This window comes from Bradyrhizobium sp. NDS-1, from assembly GCF_032918005.1.
GTDB classification, from domain to species: domain Bacteria; phylum Pseudomonadota; class Alphaproteobacteria; order Rhizobiales; family Xanthobacteraceae; genus Bradyrhizobium; species Bradyrhizobium tunisiense.
This window is the reverse complement of sequence record NZ_CP136628.1, coordinates 6,249,712-6,267,549: the sequence shown is the minus strand read 5'-3', so window position 1 is coordinate 6,267,549 and position 17,838 is coordinate 6,249,712. Positions and strand designations below refer to the sequence as shown.

The window sequence follows — 17,838 nt, the reverse complement described above, 5'->3', positions numbered from 1 at the left end:
GCTGCCTACATCGCCGCAAGTCGGTGTTGACGCAGTCCGTCAGGGACCACCATGAGATTTGCAACGATCGCTCTCGCCGCGGTGCTGCTCGCCGGCCCCGCTGCCGCTCAAACCGGAGGCAACGCCATTCCGACCACGACGATCAGCCAAACAATCAGTCTTGGCACCGCCACGCCCGGCGGCGGCTTTCCGCTCTATGGCAACGCTTTCGCGGAGGTGATGAACGCGGCGGATCCGCAGATGTCCATCGCACCTCGCAACACCAAGGGCAGCAACGAGAACATCCCGCTGCTCGAGAAGGGCGAACTCGATCTCGCGCTGGTCGCGGGCGAGCCGGCCTATGAAGCCTTCGCCGGCATCGGCCGCGCGCCCGTGCGGCTGAAGATCCTCACCGCGATCTATTCCAATCCCGGCATGTTCGTGGTGCGTGCGGACAGTCCCTACAGGACGATCCGCGATCTCGTCGGCCAGCCGGTGGCGTTCGGCGCCAAGGGCTCGGGCCTGCCGATCCTGGCGCGCTACGTGCTGGACGGACTCGGGCTCAAGCAGGACGAGGACTTCAAGGCGGTCTATCTCGACCGTGCCGGCGACGGCCCCGCGATGGTCGAGGACGGCCGCGTCGTCGCCCTCTGGGGCGCGGGCATCGGCTGGCCCGGCTTTGCCGCGGTGGCCTCGAGCCCGTCAGGCGCGCGCTTCATCGCGCCTGATGTTGAAGAGATGACGCGCATCCGCGCCAAACATGCGTTCCTGAAGCCGCTGCTGGTGCCGGCGAACAGCTATCCGAAACAGGACGCGCCGATCGCTTCGCTGGGCTCGTGGAGTTTTGTCCTCACGCGCGAGGATCTGCCCGACGACGTCGCCTATCGCCTCGCCAAGTCGCTGCACGGTGCCCAAGCGACATTCTGCAAGAAGCTCGCACAAGCCTGCGAGACGACCGCGTCGAACACGGTCGCCGCCGCGCCGAGGCCGGAGCTGATCCATCCCGGTGTGATGAAGTATTTCCGCGAGATCGGGGTGGTGAAGTGACGCTCTTCTTCCCTTCTCCCCTTGTGGGAGAAGGTGGCGCGAAGCGCCGGATGAGGGGTTCGCTCTACGAATTGAGTCGCAGTTGTGTGTGCGGAGACAACCCCTCACCCGGCCGCGCTTCGCGCAGCCACCCTCTCCCACAAGGGGAGAGGGTGCACCGTCAGCGCAGCTACATCGTCACTTCTTCACCAGCGGGCACGCCGGGTCCGGCGGCCCGAACGCCTTGTCGCCGGAGATCGTGGTGAGGATCTTGTAATAGTCCCACGGATATTTGCTCTCCTCCGGCGTCTTCACCTGCACCAGCCAGAGGTCGTGCACCATCAGATTGTCTTCGCGCAGTTTGCCGTTGCGGGAAAAGAAATCCTCGATCGGCTTCTCGCGCATCTTGGCAGCGACCTTGAGCGGATCGTCGGTGCCGGCCTCCTTGATGGCATTGAGATAGTGCATCACGCTGGAATAGACGCCGGCCTGCCACATCGACGGCATCTTGTTCATCTTGGCGAAATAGCGCTTCGACCAATCACGGGTCTTGTCGTCCATGTCCCAGTAGAACGAGGTCGTCAGCAACAGGCCCTGCGCGGCCTGCAGGCCGAGGCCGTGAATGTCGGTGATCAGCGCCAGCAGCGCCGCCATCTGCTGGCCGCCCTTGAACACGCCGAACTCCGAGCCGGTCTTGATCTCGTTCATGTTGTTGGGCGGCCCTGCGGCAATACCGATGATCTTGGCCTTGGACGCCTGCGCCTGCAGCACGAAGGAGGAGAGGTCCGGCGTCGCCAGCGGCGGCCGCACCGAGCCCAGCACCTTGCCGCCGTTTGCTGTGACGACTGCGGACGCGTCACGCTCCAGCGAATGGCCGAAGGCATAGTCGTCGGTGATGAAGAACCAGCTGTCGCCGCCGCGCTTGACCACGGCATCCGCAGTGCCGACCGCGAGCGCGCGGGTGTCGAACACCCATTGGATCGCATAAGGCGAGCAGAACTTGCCGTGGAAGTCCGCGGTGCCGGTGGAGTGGGTGATGAACAGCCGCTTCTTCTCGTTGGCGACGTTCTGCACCGCGAGCCCGACCGCCGAGACCGGCACGTCGACGATCAAATCGACCTGGTCGACGTCGTACCAGCGCCGCGCGATGGTGCCGCCGATGTCGGCCTTGAGCTGATGGTCGCCGATCACGATGCTGATCGGCTTGCCGAGCACGGTGCCGCCGAAATCGTCGATCGCCATCTGCGCCGCCGTCACCGAGCCTTGGCCGGTCGGCGCGGAGGCTGGGCCGTTCATGTCGGTCAGCACGCCGATCTTGACGATTTCGTCGGACACCTGCGCCATTGCGGCACCCGACATCAGCGCCGCCGTCAAGGCGGCCGCGACCGGCAGTCCAAATCTGGTTGGATTCACGCTTGTCCTCCCTGATCCGGCGCGTTGGCCGGTGTTGCTTTTTGCCGGGTATGGCCCGGCTGAATTGGTTTCTTTTGCAACTATTTCGGGGCGGGCGTCAATGTCAGGCTGCGAAGCGGATCTGCCCTGCGCCTGAGGGATCATAGCCGGTCAGCTCCTCGGCGCGCTGGCGCAGCCGCCGTTCGCCCAGGAAGCGGAGCAGGGCCTGCATGGCGGGACGGAAATAGCTGCGCTGCCGCATCGCGAGGTCAAAGTTCTCCCAGACCAGCGGCACGAAATCGAGGCCAGCCGAGCGCGCGGTGGCGCGCGTCGCGATGCCGCAATCGGCTTGGCCGGCGCGGACCAGTTCGGCAAGGTCCGGGCCGGTCACGCAGGCCGCCTCGGCCCGTCGCAAATCCCGTGTCGAGGCGCCCGCGCGCTTCAGCAGCACGTCGAGCAGCATCTGCGCGCCCGTGCCCTGTTGCCGCACCGCCATCCTGGCGCCGAGGGCGAGCACGTCGGTGAGGCCGTGCAGGTGCTTGGGATTGCCCTGCGGCAGCACGAGCCCCTGCTCGCGCCGCACGAACGCCACCAGCACCGCATCATGCAGGTCGGGAGCTGCGCGCAGCGCTTCGACACTGGCATCGCCGGCGAGATCGCCGGAAGCATCCAGGCCGTGGAAGTGCACCGCCGCCGCCATCACCTCGTTGCGCTGCAAGCGCTCGAGCCCGCGCACGCTGCTCTCGCTCATCGATCCCAGGCCTGATCCGGACTCGCGCAAGCTCCAATCCAGCAGCTCGTCCTGGCTGCCGCCCACGACCGGCGGCGGCTCCGCGATCAGCATGCCGGCCGGACGCGCAAGGCCCGACAGCACCCAGAGATCGAGTTCGTGCCGCGGGAAGAGCCACTTCCCGGTCACCTTGGTGCACGGGATCGCGCCGGTGGTGACCAGTTCATACAGCTTGCGCTCGCCGAGCCGAAGGTAGTCGGCGGCTTCGCTGGTGGTCAGGAATTCCATCCTGCATTCCTATGCAAATTCTTGCTTCTTTTTGATGTCTTTGCAGGTTGGAATTCTGCATTTCAATTCGTATCCGCGGGAACCATGCCCGATGATCTCGCTGCTTTGCAACACATCCTCACACGCGATCTCTGCTTTGGTGAACGATCTCAGAGTGTGTGCGCGCTTTGCCGAAATATCCCGACTGCGGAGCGCAAGGCAGCGGATGCGTCACGAGTGCGGCATAATCGCTCGCCATCATGGTCGCGTCTTAGCCAGTGGGGAACCCGATCATGGCCGTCCGCCGCCCGTCCGTAGCATTCGCGCTTTTCTGCGGCCTGATCGCGGGCGTCGCGGCGTCATCCGCGGAGGACCGGGCGATCGTGCTGGCCTCGACCACAGCGACACAGGAGTCCGGCCTGCTCGACTATCTGCTGCCGATCTTCCGCGACAAGACCGGCATCGAGGTGACCGTGATCGCGCGGCGCGCCGATGAGGTGCTGAGCGGGCCGCGGAGGGGAGAGGCCGACGTGGTGTTGATGCACGCGCGGCCGCAGGAGGAGAAATTCGTCGCCGACGGATTCGGCGTGAAGCGTTTCGACGTGATGTACAACGACTATGTGCTGATCGGGCCGAAGAGCGATCCCGCGGCCGTGAAGGGCAAGGACATCGTGACCGCGCTGAAGGCGATCGAAGCCAAGGGCGCTCCGTTCGTGACGCGCGGCGACCGGTCGGGCACCCACGCAGCGGAGCTCGCGCTCTGGATCGTCGCCGGCATCGACATCGGCGCTGCCAAGGGCGCCTGGTATCGCGAGGCCGGGCAGGGCACGACCTCGGCCCTCGACGCCACGCGCGCGGCGAATGCCTATGTGCTGTCGGACCGCGGCAGCTGGATCGCGTTGAGGAATCGCGGCGATCTCGACATCATCGTCGAAGGCGACCGGCGGCTTCTCAATCAGTACGGCGTCATGCTGGTGAACCCCGAGAAGTTTCCGAACGTGAAGAAGGATCTCGCGCAGACCTTCATCGACTGGCTGACCTCGCCGGAGGGGCAGACGGCGATCGCCGGCTACAAGGTCGGCGGGCAGCAGCTGTTCTTCCCGAATTCGGACCGGTCGGGCGGTTAGGCCCGCATCGCCGCCGGTTGCCAAAGCGGGCGATGCATGGTCCACGTTGGTGCATGACCCAGCGCCTGCCGTCTTCGCTCACGCCGCTCGAGATTGCGCTCGCCGCGTCGCTGAACGGGCTCGAGCCGCTTGCACCGGTGGAGTTGCCGCTGGCCGACGCGGCCGGTTGCATCGCGGCGGGCACGCCGCTGCTTGCGGCCCATCCGCCGCACGACATTGCCGCCGTGGACGGCTTTGCGCTCCGCGCCAATGATCTCGTCGGCGCGTCCTCTTATTCGCCGCTGCCTTTGACGAAAGTGCCGCAACGGGTCGAGGCCGGCGAGGCGATGCCGGCGGGATGCGATTGTGTACTCGGTGCCGACGCCGTGGAGGTGTCGGGGCCGCTCGCGCAGGTGCTCGCGGAAGGCGTGCCGGGGCAGGACGTCAGGCGCGCCGGGAGCGACGTCGCAGAAGGCACGCCTGCCGGCGTCGAGGGTCGTCCGGTCGGTACGGCTGATCTCCTGCTGGCACGCGTCGCGGGCCTGGAGAAACTCAGTGTGCGGCGGCCCCGGCTGCGGATCGTCAATGTGCCGGGCGCAACGGCAACCGCGCAGATGATCGCCGGGCTCGCGCGCGCAGCGGGACTGGATGTGAAGACGTTCGCGGCCGGCGCGCGCGACCAGGCATCGATTGCCGATGCGCTCGATGTGTCCTCGTGCGATCTGCTGCTGACGGTCGGCGGCAGCGGTGTCGGCCGCCGGGATGCTGCTGTCATCGCCCTGGCCCAGCGTGGCGAGGTGCTGGTCCATGGTCTTGCGCTCCAGCCCGGACGCACCGCCGCGGTCGGTCGGCTCGGGCGGATTCCCGTGATCGCCTTGCCCGGCTCGCCCGATCATGCGCTTGCGGTCTGGCTTGCGCTCGTGCTTCCGCTCATCGATCGCCTCTCGGCGCGGCAATCGCGGCGACAGGTGCTCCTGCCGCTTGCGCGTAAGATCGCATCCAGTGTCGGCATCGCCGAAATGGCCCTGTTGTCCCTGGAACATCATGCGTGGATGCCGCTTGCGGTGGGGGAATGGCCGCTCCAGGCGATTGCGCGTGCCGATGCATGGCTGCTCATCCCCGCCAGCCACGAGGGGTTTGCGGCGGGCACGCCGGTCGATGCCTATCTGATGCGGGAATGATATGAGTTCCGGCATGACGATGATTCCGCGATCGCAAGCGCGCAGCACGCTCGAACAGGAGCAGTTCCTCAAGATCCTGTCGCGGGAGGAAGCGCTGGCACGCTTCGAGGCGGCGCTGTTCCCGCGCCCGATTCCGGCCGAGATGCGCAAGCTCGCCGATGCGCTCGGTGCGGCGCTTGCCGAAAACGTCACGGCGCCGATCGATGTTCCCCCGTTCGACCGCTCCAATGTCGACGGCTTTGCCGTGCGTTCGGCCGATGTCGTCACGGCGGGCGAAGGCAAGCCTGTTCACCTCCGGCTCAACGGCGAAACCATTCACTGCGGCACTGCGCCGGCGCTGCAAGTGGCGGCTGGAACCGCAACGGCGATCGCCACCGGCGGTCCGCTGCCGCGCGGCGCCGATGCCGTCGTCATGGTCGAGCACACTCAGCCGGCAGGATCCGATGCGATCGAGGTTCGTCGTGCCACGTCTCCGGGGCAGTTCGTCTCCTATGCCGGATCCGATATCGCGCGCGGCGAGGCGCTGCTGCGCGCCGGCACGCTCATCGGCTCGCGCGAGATAGGCATGCTGGCAGCGTGCGGCATCGCCGAGGTGAGTGTGGCGCGCAGGCCGCGTGTGGCGGTGATCTCCACCGGCGACGAACTGGTGCAGCCCGGAGAGCTGCTCGCGCCCGCCGCGATCTACGACACCAATGGTGCGATCGTCACGGCCGCAATCGACGAGAATGGCGGTGAGGCGGTCTTCCTCGGCGCCATTCCCGACGATGAGGCAAAGCTCGAAGCCGCCATGCGCGCTGCACTGGCGGATGCCGACATGCTGGTGCTGTCGGGCGGAACGTCGAAAGGCGCGGGCGATTTGTCCCACCGCATCATCGGCCGTCTCGGCCACCCCGGCATCATTGCGCACGGTGTCGCGCTCAAGCCCGGCAAGCCGCTGTGCCTTGCGGTGTGCGATGGCAAGCCGGTGGTGATCCTGCCGGGCTTTCCGACCTCGGCGATGTTCACCTTCCATGACATGATCGTGCCGGTGCTGCGCAGGATGGCCGGACTGCCGCCACGCTCCGATGCCAAGGTGAATGCAACCGTGCCGGTCCGCATCGCTTCCGAGCTCGGCCGTACCGAATTCGTGATGGTCTCGCTGGTCGAAGGCAAAGATCGCCTGATCGCCTATCCCTCCGGCAAGGGCTCCGGTGCGATCACGTCGTTCGCGCAGGCCGATGGCTTCCTGCGCATCGACGCGCTCGCCGACCAGATGCCGGCCGGGACCGAAGCCGAGGTGACGCTGTTCACGCCGCATGTGCGCGTGCCCGATCTCGTCATCGTCGGCAGCCATTGCACCGGGCTCGATCTCGTCACCGCTGGGCTCGCGCATGCCGGCCTCACCGTGCGCTCGATCGCGGTGGGGAGCCTCGGCGGACTTGCGGCCGCAAAGCGCGGTGAATGCGATCTCGCGCCGATCCATCTGTTCGACGATCAAAGCGAGACCTATAACACGCCCTATCTCGTCGAGGGTCTCGAACTCGTGCCGGGCTGGCGCCGGATGCAGGGCATCGTGTTCCGCAAGGGCGACAAGCGTTTCGAAGGTCTTGGTGCGAAGGACGCCGTCGCTGCGGCGCTCACCGACCCCGCCTGCATCATGGTGAACCGCAACCAGGGCGCCGGCACCCGCATCCTGATCGACCGGCTGCTCGGCGGAGTGCGCCCAGAAGGCTATTGGAACCAGCCGCGCTCGCACAACGCGGTCGCAGCGGCCGTGGCCCAGCACCGCGCCGACTGGGGCATGACCATTGCGCCGGTCGCCCGTGCGGTCGGCCTCGGTTTCATTCCGCTCGCGGAAGAGCATTATGACTTCGCGCTGGTGACAGCGCGCAAGGAGCGGCCGGCAGTGCGGGCCTTTCTCGACGCGCTCGGCTCGGACGTGGCGCGCGCGGCGCTCGAGCAAGCGGGCTTCCGGCCGGCATAGGCGACAGACGACGACGCGGCGTTCAAGCCGCGCCTGCGGGAGTCTACGGCTACGACGCCCGGTCGGTCCCGCCGGCGGCCTGAGCGGCCCGCTCCCGCTTGTGCTCGCGATCCTCGGCCTCGGCAAGCGCACGCCGTGCGGCGGGCGGCAGCGGCTTCGGATCCGGCGGCACCTCGATGAGGTCGGGTTTGCCGAGCTGTCTCGTCCTATCGATCGCCTCGGAGAGATCGAAAACGAAATCGACGAAGTCGAAAATGGTATGCAAGAGAGGGGCGGTCATGGCTCATCCGGGGAATGTTCAGGGCTGTGGTCGCTCCCTTCCCCGGTCCGGTTCAAGACGTCATGAACTTGGGTGGCTGCCGTCGCGACCAAGGACTATGAGCCAAGTCATGACCGCGCCAACGCCCCTCAATTTCCGCAAGATCGCTGCGCTCATCGCGGCGGCCGGCACGCTATTCTGGCTCTACACCTTCCATTACATCGCGAATGTCCCGCAGGGAGACGGCAGCGGCTTTCAATGGCTCGCGGTGTTTCCGCTGGGCATGGTCTTCGGGGCGTTCTTCCTGCCGGCCTGGCTGCTGATCGCGATCGGCCGCTTGCCGCGGTTCACCACGGCCCTCGGCCTCTGCGGCCTGATCGCATTCGCGATCATCTGGGCGCAGCTCCTCAACGAGTTTCCGAAATCGTGAGTCGTCAGGACGTCTCATCCAGCGCTGCCAGCCGCTCGGCTTCGGCGACGTCCTCGATCGTGTTGGCATTGAAGAACGGATCGAGCGGCTCCGTCGGCCAGGTCACCGTCGCGAGCGGATAGCGCGCGGTCCAGCGGTCGATCTTGCGCAGGTCTTCGACGACCAGCGCGTGGCGCAGTTCCTCGCGCAAGGCGACGCGCCACAAGCCGATCACCGGATGCGACTGGTCGCCTGATGCGGCGACCGCGAGCTCTGCGTTCTCACGCTGCCGCGCTTCATGCAGGCGGGCGACGAGATCGCGCGGCAGGAACGGACAGTCGCCGGCGGCGCTGAGCACCCATGCGATCTCCGGCAGGTTCGCCGCAGTCCAATCCAGCGCCGCGAGAATGCCCGCGAGCGGACCGGGAAATCCGGGCACGTCGTCTGGGACGACCTGCAGGCCGAACGCGGCGAAGCGGGCTGGATCGCCATTGGCGTTGAGAATCAGTCCGCTGCACTGGGGCGAAAGGCGCGCGATCACGCGTTCCAGAATGGTGCGGCCGCCGATGGTGCGCATCGGCTTGTCGCCGCCGCCCATGCGCCGCGCCAGACCGCCGGCGAGCAGCACGCCTTGCGTCGCAGGAAACCTAGTCGTCACCACCTTCACCCTTGCGCTTGTGCTTGGCCGATTCCTCCTCGACGTAAGCGAGGTCCTGGTCGTAGACGATGCGTTCCTCGCCCGCGAGGACGATGAAGCGCTTGCCGCGGGTGCGTCCGACCAGCGTCAACCCGACCTGGCGGGCGAGATCGACACCCCAGGCGGTGAAGCCGGAGCGCGACACCAGGATCGGAATGCCCATGCGGACCGTCTTGATCACCATCTCCGAGGTGAGACGCCCCGTGGTGTAGAGGATCTTGTCCGATGCATCGACGCCGTGGCGGTACATCCAGCCTGCGATCTTGTCGACGGCGTTGTGCCGGCCGACATCCTCGGTGTAGCAGAGTGGCGTGCCCTCCTTGCACAGCACACAGCCGTGGATCGCGCCGGCCTCGAGATAGAGCGAGGGCATGGTGTTGATGGTCTGCGTCATCTGATAAAGCCAGGACGTGCGCAGCTCGGCCTTCGGCAGCGCCACGCTCTCGACCGCCTCGAGCAGGTCACCGAAGGCGGTGCCCTGCGCGCAGCCGGAGGTCTGCGTGCGCTTCTTCAGCTTGGCTTCGAAATTGGTGTGGTGTGTGGTGCGCACCACGACCACCTGGAGGTCGTCGTCGTATTCGACCTCGGTCACCGCGTCATTATACTTCAGCATGTTCTGGTTCAGCAAATAGCCGAGCGCCAGATACTCCGGGTAGTCGCCGATCGTCATCATGGTGACGATCTCCTGGGCATTCAGGTAGAGCGTCAGCGGCCGCTCCATCGGCACCTTGATCTCGACCCTGGCGCCGGTCTGGTCGGTCCCGGTCACGCTCTGGGTCAGGCGCGGGTCGTCCGGGTCGGGGATGATCAGGGGCACGGGAGCTTTGTCGATCTTCATCATGGTCGCGAGGTTAGCATGACATTCGGGTCAAGCCGATATAAGCATGGCAGCGAATGGGCAAAAATGCCTCCACCCGTCATTGCGAGCGCAGCGAAGCAATCCAGAAATGCATCCTCGGAGACACTCTGGATTTCCTTCGCTCCGCTCGCAATGACGGGGAGGGAGCGTTGGTTCCACCGGCTGGCGAGCCGTAGGAGATCAAACGGTTATGAAAGTCATCGGCCTTGCAGGCTGGAGCGGGGCGGGCAAGACCACGCTGTTGACGCGGCTGATCCCGCATTTCAACGCGCAGGGCCTGCGCGTCTCCGTCATCAAGCATGCGCATCACCGGTTCGACGTCGATTTGCCCGGCAAGGATTCGTGGCGGCATCGCGAGGCCGGCGCGGCCGAAGTGCTGGTTGCGTCGTCAAACCGGTGGGCCCTGATGCATGAGCTGCGTGGCGCAGCGGAGCCGCGCCTGCCGGAACTATTGAACAAGCTGTCCGCGGTCGATCTCGTCGTGGTCGAGGGCTTCAAGCGCGAGCCGCACCGCAAGATCGAGGTGCATCGCGCGGCGAACGCCAAACCGCTGCTGTTTCCCGACGATCCCGGGATTGCCGGGATCGCGACCGACACGGCCATTGACACCGGGCTGCCGACTGTCCATCTCGACGATATCGCGGCTGCTGCCGCATTGCTGCTGCGCGCGGCGATGCCGGTCGAGGAAGCTGTGGCGAAGAGCGCCGCGATACGCTGACGAGGCACCATGGCACAACTTTCGGACGATTGCTTTGCCTTCGGCGGCCCGATGATGTCGGTCGACGAGGCCGTTGGTCTCATCACGACGCGCGTCAACGCGATCGCCGATCTGGAGACGGTGACACTCGTCGAGGCGGACGGGCGCGTGCTGGCGCGCGACGTGGCGGCTCCGCTGCCCTTGCCGCCCTTCACCAATTCGGCCGTCGACGGCTACGCCGTGCGCAACGCCGATCTTACTGATCGCGCCGAGCAGGCGTTCCCGCTCGATGGTCGCATCCAGGCCGGCGGACTTGCGCAGGCACCAATCAAGCCCGGCCACACCGCGCGCATCTTCACGGGTGCGCCGATGCCGCCGGGTGCGGAGACCGTCTTCATGCAGGAAGATGTCCGCATCGAGGATTCCGGCAAGGTCGTGCTGCCGCCGGGGCTGAAGCGTGGGGCCAATGTCCGTCCCGCAGGCGAAGACATCGCGGAGGGCCAGATCGCGTTGCGCGCCGGCCAGCGCCTGTTGCCGCAGCACGTCGCGCTCGCCGCGGCGTTCGGGCTTGTCACGCTCGACGTCGTCAGGCGCATTAGGGTTGCGGTGTTCTCGACCGGTGACGAGCTGGCTTCGCCTGGCGAGCCACGCGCGGCCTCACAGCTGTTCGATTCCAACCGCTTCATGCTGATGGCGATGTTGCGCCGGCTTGGCTGCGAGGTCAGCGATCTCGGCATTTTGCGCGACGAGCAGACCTCCCTCGCGAATGGCTTGAAGCAGGTTGCAGGCCGCCATGATTTGATCCTCACCACCGGCGGCGTCTCGACCGGCGAGGAGGATCACGTCAAGGCGGCGGTTGAGAGCATAGGCTCGCTGGTGTTGTGGCGGATGGCGATCAAGCCGGGCCGTCCCGTGGCGATGGGCATCATCGACGGCACGCCGCTGATCGGGCTGCCCGGCAATCCCGTCGCGAGCTTCGTCACCTTCGTCCATGTGGTCCGGCCGACGGTGCTGGCGCTGGCGGGCGGCTTGCCGGAGCCGCTGACGCCCATCCCTGTGCGTGCGGCGTTCACCTACAAGAAGAAGGCAGGCCGGCGCGAATATGTACGCGTCTTCCTGCGCAAGGGGCAGGACGGTGCGCTTGAGGTAACCAAGTTTCCGCGCGAAGGCGCGGGCCTCTTGTCGTCGTTGGTCGAGACCGACGGCCTGGTCGAGCTCGACGAAGCCGTCACCGGCGTGGAGCCCGGGCAGGGCGTCGGCTTCCTGGCCTACGCCGGCCTGATCTGAGGCCTCACGTTGACGCGGCCGCCCCGCCCCGCCATGTTGCGGCGATGACCAGGACGACACTCGATCTCACCGGGCTGAAATGCCCGCTGCCGGCGCTCAAGACGCGCAAGGCACTCAAGCCGCTCAAAGCAGGGGACCAGCTCGAAGTCCATTGCACCGATCCCCTCTCGATCATCGATATCCCGAACCTGATCCGCGAGACCGGCGACAAGGTCGAGGTCGCCGCGCGCAATGAGGCGCGTATCGTGTTCCTGATCGAAAAGGCCGATCGCCCGTAGAAAGGCGAATGTTCACGGCCGTAACGGTTGACTATGCTGCTTCCACGGTGGAAACGGCAGGAGCTTCGCTGCAATGCGAAGGGCGCCGTTCTTGCGCTGGATGATCTCTCAAACCCCAAGACGTCGGGCATGACTTTCTCAACATCGAAAGCAAGCGCAGCCGCAGGTTCCGCGGCGGGCCGCGAGCCTGCCGTCAAGCCCGGTAAGACGGCCGCAGGTCCCGAGTTCAGCGCGCTGGCGCAGGCCTCCATCCTGATCGTCGACGACGAGCCGGGCATGCGCAATTTCCTGGTGCGCACGCTTGCGCCCCGCTGCAAGCTGGTGGACGAGGCGGCCGACACCGACCAGGCCTCGCGTAAGCTCGATTCCAACCGCTACGACGTCGTCATTCTCGACAATATCATGCCCGGCAAGAATGGCGTTGATTGGCTCGCCGAGCAGCGCGCCGTCGGCTTTTTCGCCGACGCCATCCTGATCACCGCCTATGCCGACCTCGACACCGCGATCCAGGCCCTGCGCGCCGGCGCGGCCGATTTCGTGCTCAAGCCGTTCCGCTCCAACCAGATCCTCAACGCGGTGGCACGGTGCCTCGACCGCGTCCGCCTCCAGCGCGAGAACTATGTCCTGCGCTATGCCTTGCGCGCCTCGTCCGACCGCACTTTTCTGCGCGACAATCTGATCGGACGGTCGGCGGCGACGTTGCGCGTGCGTGAGACCATCGCGCGCGTTGCGGGCCTGCCGACCTCGATTCTCCTCACCGGCGAATCCGGCACCGGCAAGGAGGTGGCCGCGCGCTCGATCCACTCGCTGTCCGACCGGGCCGACAAGCCTTTCGTGCCCGTGAATTGCGCGGCGATCCCGCCCGAGATGATCGAGGCCGAGCTGTTCGGACACATCAAGGGCGCCTTTACCGGCGCCGATTCGGGGCGCGAAGGCCTGTTCCTGTATGCGCATGGCGGCACGCTGTTCCTCGACGAGATCGGGGAGCTGCCGCTGCCGATGCAAAGCAAGCTCCTCCGCGTGCTCGAAGACCGCCGCGTCCGTCCCGTCGGCTCCGAGCGCGAAGTTCCGGTCGACCTGCGTTTCATCTTCGCAACCAATGCCGAGCTTCAGAAAGAAGTCGAGAAGGGCCGCTTCCGGGCCGATCTGTTCTACCGGCTCAACGTGATGCAGATCCGCCTGCCGCTCCTCAAGGATCGCGGCGACGACGTACAGGAGCTTGCCACCATCTTCATGACCAAGCTGTCGGTTCAGCTCGGCATGCCACCGGTTCCGATCGACGCTTCGGTGCGGGCGGCGCTCGCCAGCTATGACTGGCCGGGCAATGTGCGCGAGCTGCGCAATCTGATCGAACGCACGCTGATCCTCGGCGCCTTCCCCGACGATTTTGCCGGTCCCCGCGACGACGGCCAGTCAGCGCCCGCCGACAGTCTGGCGGAGCTCGAGCGCCGGCACATTCTCGGCGTGCTGAAGGAAGTCAACGGCAATCGCGAGGAGGCGGCGCGGCGCCTCGGTATCTCGCGCAAGACCATCGACCGCAAATGCGCGTTGTGGGATGTCTGATGCGCCGGACCGCAGGGGTAAACCCGTCCGGGGACGCTCCGTCCGCTTCCGGCTGCTCGCAATCGCGCTGCTGCCGATGCTGGTCATCCTGCCGCTCCTGCTCGGGGTTGCGATCTATCGCTGGAACGCAAAGTTCGACGCGACCCTGATCTCCAAGGTGAACGGCGATCTGACCATCGCCCACCAATATCTCGCCCGCATCCTCGAAAAGACCGGCGTCCAGATCCGGGCGCTCAGCCTGTCGGCGCGCTTTCATGAGGTGCTGGCGCCGGACGCGCGCGGGTCCCTGCGCGATCTGCTCGACGAGGCCCGCAAGGAATTCGGCCTCGATTTCCTGTATTTGACCAACGGCCGCGGCGACATCCTGGCCTCATCGCCGCCGTTGCAGCATCAACCGAGAAATGACTGGCCGATCATCACCTCGGCGCTGTCGGGTGAGGTGCCCTCGACGGGCATCGACATTTTCGGCAATGACGAGCTCGCCGCGATCTCGCCGATGCTGGCCGAGCGCGCACGGCTCGACCTCGTGTCGACTCCGAATGCGGTGCCGACCGATCGCAGCACCGAGACGCGCGGCATGGTCGTGCATGCGGCCAGCCGGGCGATGCTGCCTGACGGTGGCGCCGCAGCGTTGGTCGGCGGCACGCTGCTCAACCAGAATCTCGAATTCATCGATACGATCAACGACCTCGTCTATCGCGCGGCGAGCCTGCCGGAGGGCAGCCAGGGCACCGCGACGCTGTTCCTGGAGGACGTGCGGATCTCGACCAACGTACGCCTGTTCGAGGGACGGCGCGCGCTCGGCACGCGGGTGTCGGCGGCGGTGCGCTCGGCGGTGCGCTCGGCGGTGCTGGGCGAGGGGCGCACCTGGCTCGACAGCGCCTTCGTGGTCAATGACTGGTACATCTCCGCCTACGAGCCGCTGGTCGACAGCTATGGCAAGCGCGTCGGCATGCTCTATGTCGGCTTTCTGGAAAAGCCTTTCAGCGAAGCCAAATACCAGACGCTGGTGATCATCATCGCGGCGTTCGTCGCGATCACGGCAGCGACCGTGCCGATCTTCCTGCGCTGGGCCAGCTCCATCTTCATGCCGCTGGAGCGCGTCACGGCGACCATCACCGAGGTGGAGCGGGGCAACCTCTCCGCCCGGACGAAGATGCCGGGATCGGGTGACGAGATCGGCCGCGTCGCGGTCCACCTCGACAGCCTGCTCGACCAGATCCAGGAACGCGACCGACAGCTCAGGGAATGGAACGAGGAACTGAACGTCCGGGTGCGGGAGCGCACAAGGGACCTCGAGCATGCCAATCTCAAGCTCGAGGCAACCACCAAGCAGCTCGTCATGTCGGAGAAGCTGGCTGCGATCGGCGAGATCACCGCCGGCGTCGCGCACGAGATCAACAATCCGATCGCGGTGATGCAGGGCAATCTCGACGTCATCCGCAGCGTGTTCGGGACCGATGCGGACAAGGCGAAGGTCGAGTTCCGCCTGCTCGATGAGCAGATCCACCGCATCAGCCAGATCGTGACCAAGCTGTTGCAGTTCGCAAGGCCGGAGGAATATGCCGGCTATGTCGAGCGCCACGCCCCCGCGAGCGTCATCTCGGACTGCCTGCCGCTGGTGCAGCATCTCCTGAACAAGACCGAGATCGCCGTGGTCAGGGACGACCGCGCCAGCCGGCTGGTGCTGATGAACCGCAACGAGCTGCAGCAGGTGCTGGTCAATCTTGTCGTCAACGCGATTCACGCGATGCCGGATGGCGGAACCCTGACGCTGCAGTCCTTCGATGCCGAGCGCGACGGCAATCAAGGCGTTGCCATCAAGGTCACCGACACCGGCATCGGCATGAGCAGTGAGGTGGTCGAAAAGATCTTCGATCCCTTTTACACGACGAAGCAGCGGCAAGGCACCGGGCTGGGGCTCTCGATCAGCCAGACGCTGGTCAAGCGCCAGGGCGGGCAGATCACGGCCGAAAGCCGGGTCGGCTCCGGAAGTACGTTCATTGTGTGGCTGCCCGAGGCGACCTGACTGGACATTTTGTCCGGGGATTTCAGGACATTTTGTCCCAAGCGGCGCATTGCGCCGCGGGAAGTCGTTGATTCATCAGGATGCGGCATCTGGCACGCGCGTTGCTCTCTTCAAGACCGGGTGTTGAGGGGGGATGAGGGCGCGATAGCCGTCACTGCAACGCTGCTCGCGAGGTGAAGGGACATCGCTCGCGATCAGCTGCTTGCATGGCGCACACGACGGGATGCGCACCACACGATTCCACTTCGGCATGAATGAAGTCCGACCGGTCATGCGCGGCTGCCAAGCACGCACGACAGGTCTCAAACCGATGTGCCGGCAAGGCCGCGCTTGGGAGGTAATGCTTATGACGACTGCTGATACCGTTCTTGCACCAGTTGGTGCTTCCGGCTTTCTCGATCGTGAACGCACGATCGCGACGGCCGGCTTCAATCGCTGGCTGGTGCCGCCGGCGGCGCTGTGCATCCATCTGTGCATCGGCATGGCCTACGGCTTCTCGGTGTTCTGGCTGCCGCTGTCGCGCGCGATCGGCATCAGCGCGCCAAAGGCCTGCCCGGACATGTCGCTGTGGCAGGAGCTGTTCACGACCAGCTGCGACTGGAAGGTCGCCAGCATGGGATGGATGTACACCCTGTTCTTCGTGCTGCTCGGTATCGCGGCTGCGGTCTGGGGCGGCTGGCTGGAGCGCGTGGGGCCGCGCAAGGCGGGCTTCGTCTCGGCGCTCTGCTGGTGCGGCGGCCTCTTCCTCGGTGCGATCGGAATCTACACCCATCAGCTCTGGCTGTTGTGGTTGGGTTCGGGGGTGATCGGCGGCCTCGGCCTCGGCCTCGGCTACATCTCTCCGGTCTCGACGCTCGTCAAATGGTTCCCCGATCGCCGCGGCATGGCGACCGGCATGGCCATCATGGGCTTCGGCGGCGGCGCCATGATCGGCGCGCCGCTGGCGAATCTCCTGATGAACTACTTCAAGAGCCCGAGCTCGGTCGGCGTCTGGGAGACCTTCGTCGCGATGGGCGTCATCTACTTCGTGTTCATGATGATCGGCGCATTCCGCTATCGCTTGCCGCCGCCCGGCTGGCAGCCCGAGGGCTGGACCCCGCCGTCCAAGGCCGACGCGATGATCTCGAAGAACAACGTCCATCTCAACGATGCGCACAAGACGCCGCAATTCTGGCTGATCTGGTGGGTGCTGTGCCTGAACGTGTCGGCCGGCATCGGCGTGATCGGCATGGCCTCGCCCATGCTCCAGGAGATCTTCGGCGGCAAGTTGATCGGTCTGCCGGAGGTCGGCTTCAACGCGCTCGATGCCGGGCAGAAGGCGCAGGTCGCGGCGATCGCCGCGGGCTTCGCCGGATTGCTGTCGTTGTTCAACATCGGCGGCCGCTTCTTCTGGGCCTCGCTGTCGGACAAGATCGGGCGCAAGAACACCTACTATACGTTCTTCATCCTCGGCATCGTGCTCTATGCGCTGGCGCCGACCTTCGCGGCGATGGGCTCGAAGCTGCTGTTCGTGGTCGGTTTCGGCATCATCCTGTCGATGTATGGCGGCGGATTCGCCACCGTGCCGGCCTATCTCGCCGACATGTTCGGCACCCAGTTCGTCGGGGCCATCCACGGCCGGCTGCTGACGGCATGGTCGACCGCGGGCATCATCGGACCCGTCGTGGTGAACTACATCCGCGAGTTCCAGCTCGCGGCCGGCGTGCCGCGCGATCAGCTCTACAACACCACCATGTACATCCTGTGCGCGATGCTGATCGCGGGCCTGATCTGCAACTACCTGATCAAGCCGGTCGATTCGAAATGGCACATGAAGGACGCCGACGTCGCCAAGTTGCAGGCGGCGAGTGCCACTGCCGCAGCCGCGGGGCCGCACGGTTCCTACGGTATCGGCTTCGGCGGTCTCGACGCCAAGGCGGGGCTGTTCTGGGCCTTCGTCGGCGTTCCCCTGGCCTGGGGTGTCTGGAAGACGCTGGAGAGCGCGGTCAAGATCTTCTGATCGCGCGTTCCTCGCGAGCGGGAGCGCGCCAAGGCGCGCTTCCCGCCGCTTGGAGCTCCGGAGCGGTGAGCGATGCGATTTCGCTATCGCAGCATGGGAGGCCTTTATTGATCTCCG

16 protein-coding genes are annotated in these 17,838 nt (G+C 65.9%); 11 read left to right on the top strand and 5 right to left on the bottom strand.

The annotated features are described in order from the left end of the window. The first annotated feature begins 51 nt into the window (after positions 1–51). Positions 52–1,026 carry a TAXI family TRAP transporter solute-binding subunit gene (locus RX330_RS29195; protein WP_317240780.1) on the top strand — a complete coding sequence of 325 codons (975 nt, stop codon included), beginning with the start codon at positions 52–54 and terminating at the stop codon, positions 1,024–1,026. 177 nt (positions 1,027–1,203) lie between these two features. Here the strand turns inward: RX330_RS29195 and RX330_RS29190 are convergent, their stop codons facing one another. Together RX330_RS29190 and RX330_RS29185 are read right to left on the bottom strand one after the other, a co-directional pair. After that, positions 1,204–2,418 carry an ABC transporter substrate-binding protein gene (locus RX330_RS29190; RefSeq protein WP_212092705.1) on the bottom strand — a complete coding sequence of 405 codons (1,215 nt, stop codon included), beginning with the start codon at positions 2,416–2,418 and terminating at the stop codon, positions 1,204–1,206. Between the two features lie 103 nt (positions 2,419–2,521). Beyond that, complete coding sequence (locus RX330_RS29185; protein ID WP_317240779.1) at positions 2,522–3,415, bottom strand: helix-turn-helix transcriptional regulator; 894 nt, start codon at positions 3,413–3,415, stop codon at positions 2,522–2,524. Between the two features lie 272 nt (positions 3,416–3,687). On the opposite strand from RX330_RS29185, the gene RX330_RS29180 reads away from it, so the two are divergent. From RX330_RS29180 to RX330_RS29170, 3 genes are read left to right on the top strand one after another with little or no spacing between them, the layout of a single operon-like run. Next, entirely contained in the window at positions 3,688–4,521 is an 834-nt protein-coding gene (locus RX330_RS29180) for a substrate-binding domain-containing protein (RefSeq protein ID WP_317240778.1), read from the top strand. A gap of 53 nt (positions 4,522–4,574) precedes the next feature. Continuing rightward, on the top strand, positions 4,575–5,681 hold the full coding sequence (locus RX330_RS29175; protein WP_317240777.1) for a molybdopterin-binding protein: 1,107 nt from the start codon (positions 4,575–4,577) through the stop codon (positions 5,679–5,681). A gap of 13 nt (positions 5,682–5,694) precedes the next feature. Then, positions 5,695–7,644 carry a molybdopterin biosynthesis protein gene (locus RX330_RS29170; RefSeq protein WP_317240776.1) on the top strand — a complete coding sequence of 650 codons (1,950 nt, stop codon included), beginning with the start codon at positions 5,695–5,697 and terminating at the stop codon, positions 7,642–7,644. Positions 7,645–7,693: 49 nt separating this feature from the next. On the opposite strand, the gene RX330_RS29165 is transcribed toward RX330_RS29170, so the two are convergent. Further along, a complete protein-coding gene (locus RX330_RS29165) occupies positions 7,694–7,924 on the bottom strand; it encodes a hypothetical protein (protein WP_317240775.1) in 231 nt (76 codons plus the stop codon). Between the two features lie 109 nt (positions 7,925–8,033). Here RX330_RS29165 and RX330_RS29160 point away from each other — a divergent pair, with 109 nt between their 5' ends. Continuing rightward, the gene (locus tag RX330_RS29160; protein WP_317240774.1) at positions 8,034–8,333 is read left to right on the top strand and encodes a hypothetical protein; all 300 of its coding nucleotides are present in this window, start codon (positions 8,034–8,036) and stop codon (positions 8,331–8,333) included. A 4-nt stretch (positions 8,334–8,337) separates the two neighbouring features. Here the strand turns inward: RX330_RS29160 and mobA are convergent, their stop codons facing one another. Together mobA and fdhD are read right to left on the bottom strand one after the other, a co-directional pair. Continuing rightward, complete coding sequence (gene mobA / locus RX330_RS29155) at positions 8,338–8,979, bottom strand: molybdenum cofactor guanylyltransferase MobA (protein WP_317240773.1); 642 nt, start codon at positions 8,977–8,979, stop codon at positions 8,338–8,340. Next, complete coding sequence (gene fdhD, locus RX330_RS29150) at positions 8,960–9,850, bottom strand: formate dehydrogenase accessory sulfurtransferase FdhD (RefSeq protein ID WP_317240772.1); 891 nt, start codon at positions 9,848–9,850, stop codon at positions 8,960–8,962. The genes mobA and fdhD overlap by 20 nt, the downstream gene beginning before the upstream one ends. Positions 9,851–10,058: 208 nt before the next feature. On the opposite strand from fdhD, the gene mobB reads away from it, so the two are divergent. The 6 genes from mobB to RX330_RS29120 all read left to right on the top strand — a co-directional run bounded on the left by mobB (position 10,059) and on the right by RX330_RS29120 (position 17,721). Further along, complete coding sequence (gene mobB / locus RX330_RS29145; RefSeq protein ID WP_317240771.1) at positions 10,059–10,586, top strand: molybdopterin-guanine dinucleotide biosynthesis protein B; 528 nt, start codon at positions 10,059–10,061, stop codon at positions 10,584–10,586. 9 nt (positions 10,587–10,595) lie between these two features. Next, positions 10,596–11,852, top strand: a complete 1,257-nt coding sequence (gene glp, locus RX330_RS29140) for a gephyrin-like molybdotransferase Glp (RefSeq protein WP_317240770.1) — start codon at positions 10,596–10,598, stop codon at positions 11,850–11,852. 44 nt (positions 11,853–11,896) lie between these two features. Then, on the top strand, positions 11,897–12,130 hold the full coding sequence (locus RX330_RS29135) for a sulfurtransferase TusA family protein (protein WP_317240769.1): 234 nt from the start codon (positions 11,897–11,899) through the stop codon (positions 12,128–12,130). Positions 12,131–12,259: 129 nt separating this feature from the next. Further along, positions 12,260–13,693, top strand: coding sequence for a sigma-54-dependent transcriptional regulator (locus RX330_RS29130; RefSeq protein WP_317240768.1), 1,434 nt, complete (start codon positions 12,260–12,262; stop codon positions 13,691–13,693). Further along, on the top strand, positions 13,686–15,722 hold the full coding sequence (locus RX330_RS29125) for a cache domain-containing protein (RefSeq protein WP_317240767.1): 2,037 nt from the start codon (positions 13,686–13,688) through the stop codon (positions 15,720–15,722). The genes RX330_RS29130 and RX330_RS29125 overlap by 8 nt, the downstream gene beginning before the upstream one ends. A gap of 346 nt (positions 15,723–16,068) precedes the next feature. Further along, positions 16,069–17,721, top strand: a complete 1,653-nt coding sequence (locus RX330_RS29120) for an OFA family MFS transporter (RefSeq protein ID WP_317240766.1) — start codon at positions 16,069–16,071, stop codon at positions 17,719–17,721. The last annotated feature ends 117 nt before the right edge of the window (positions 17,722–17,838 follow it).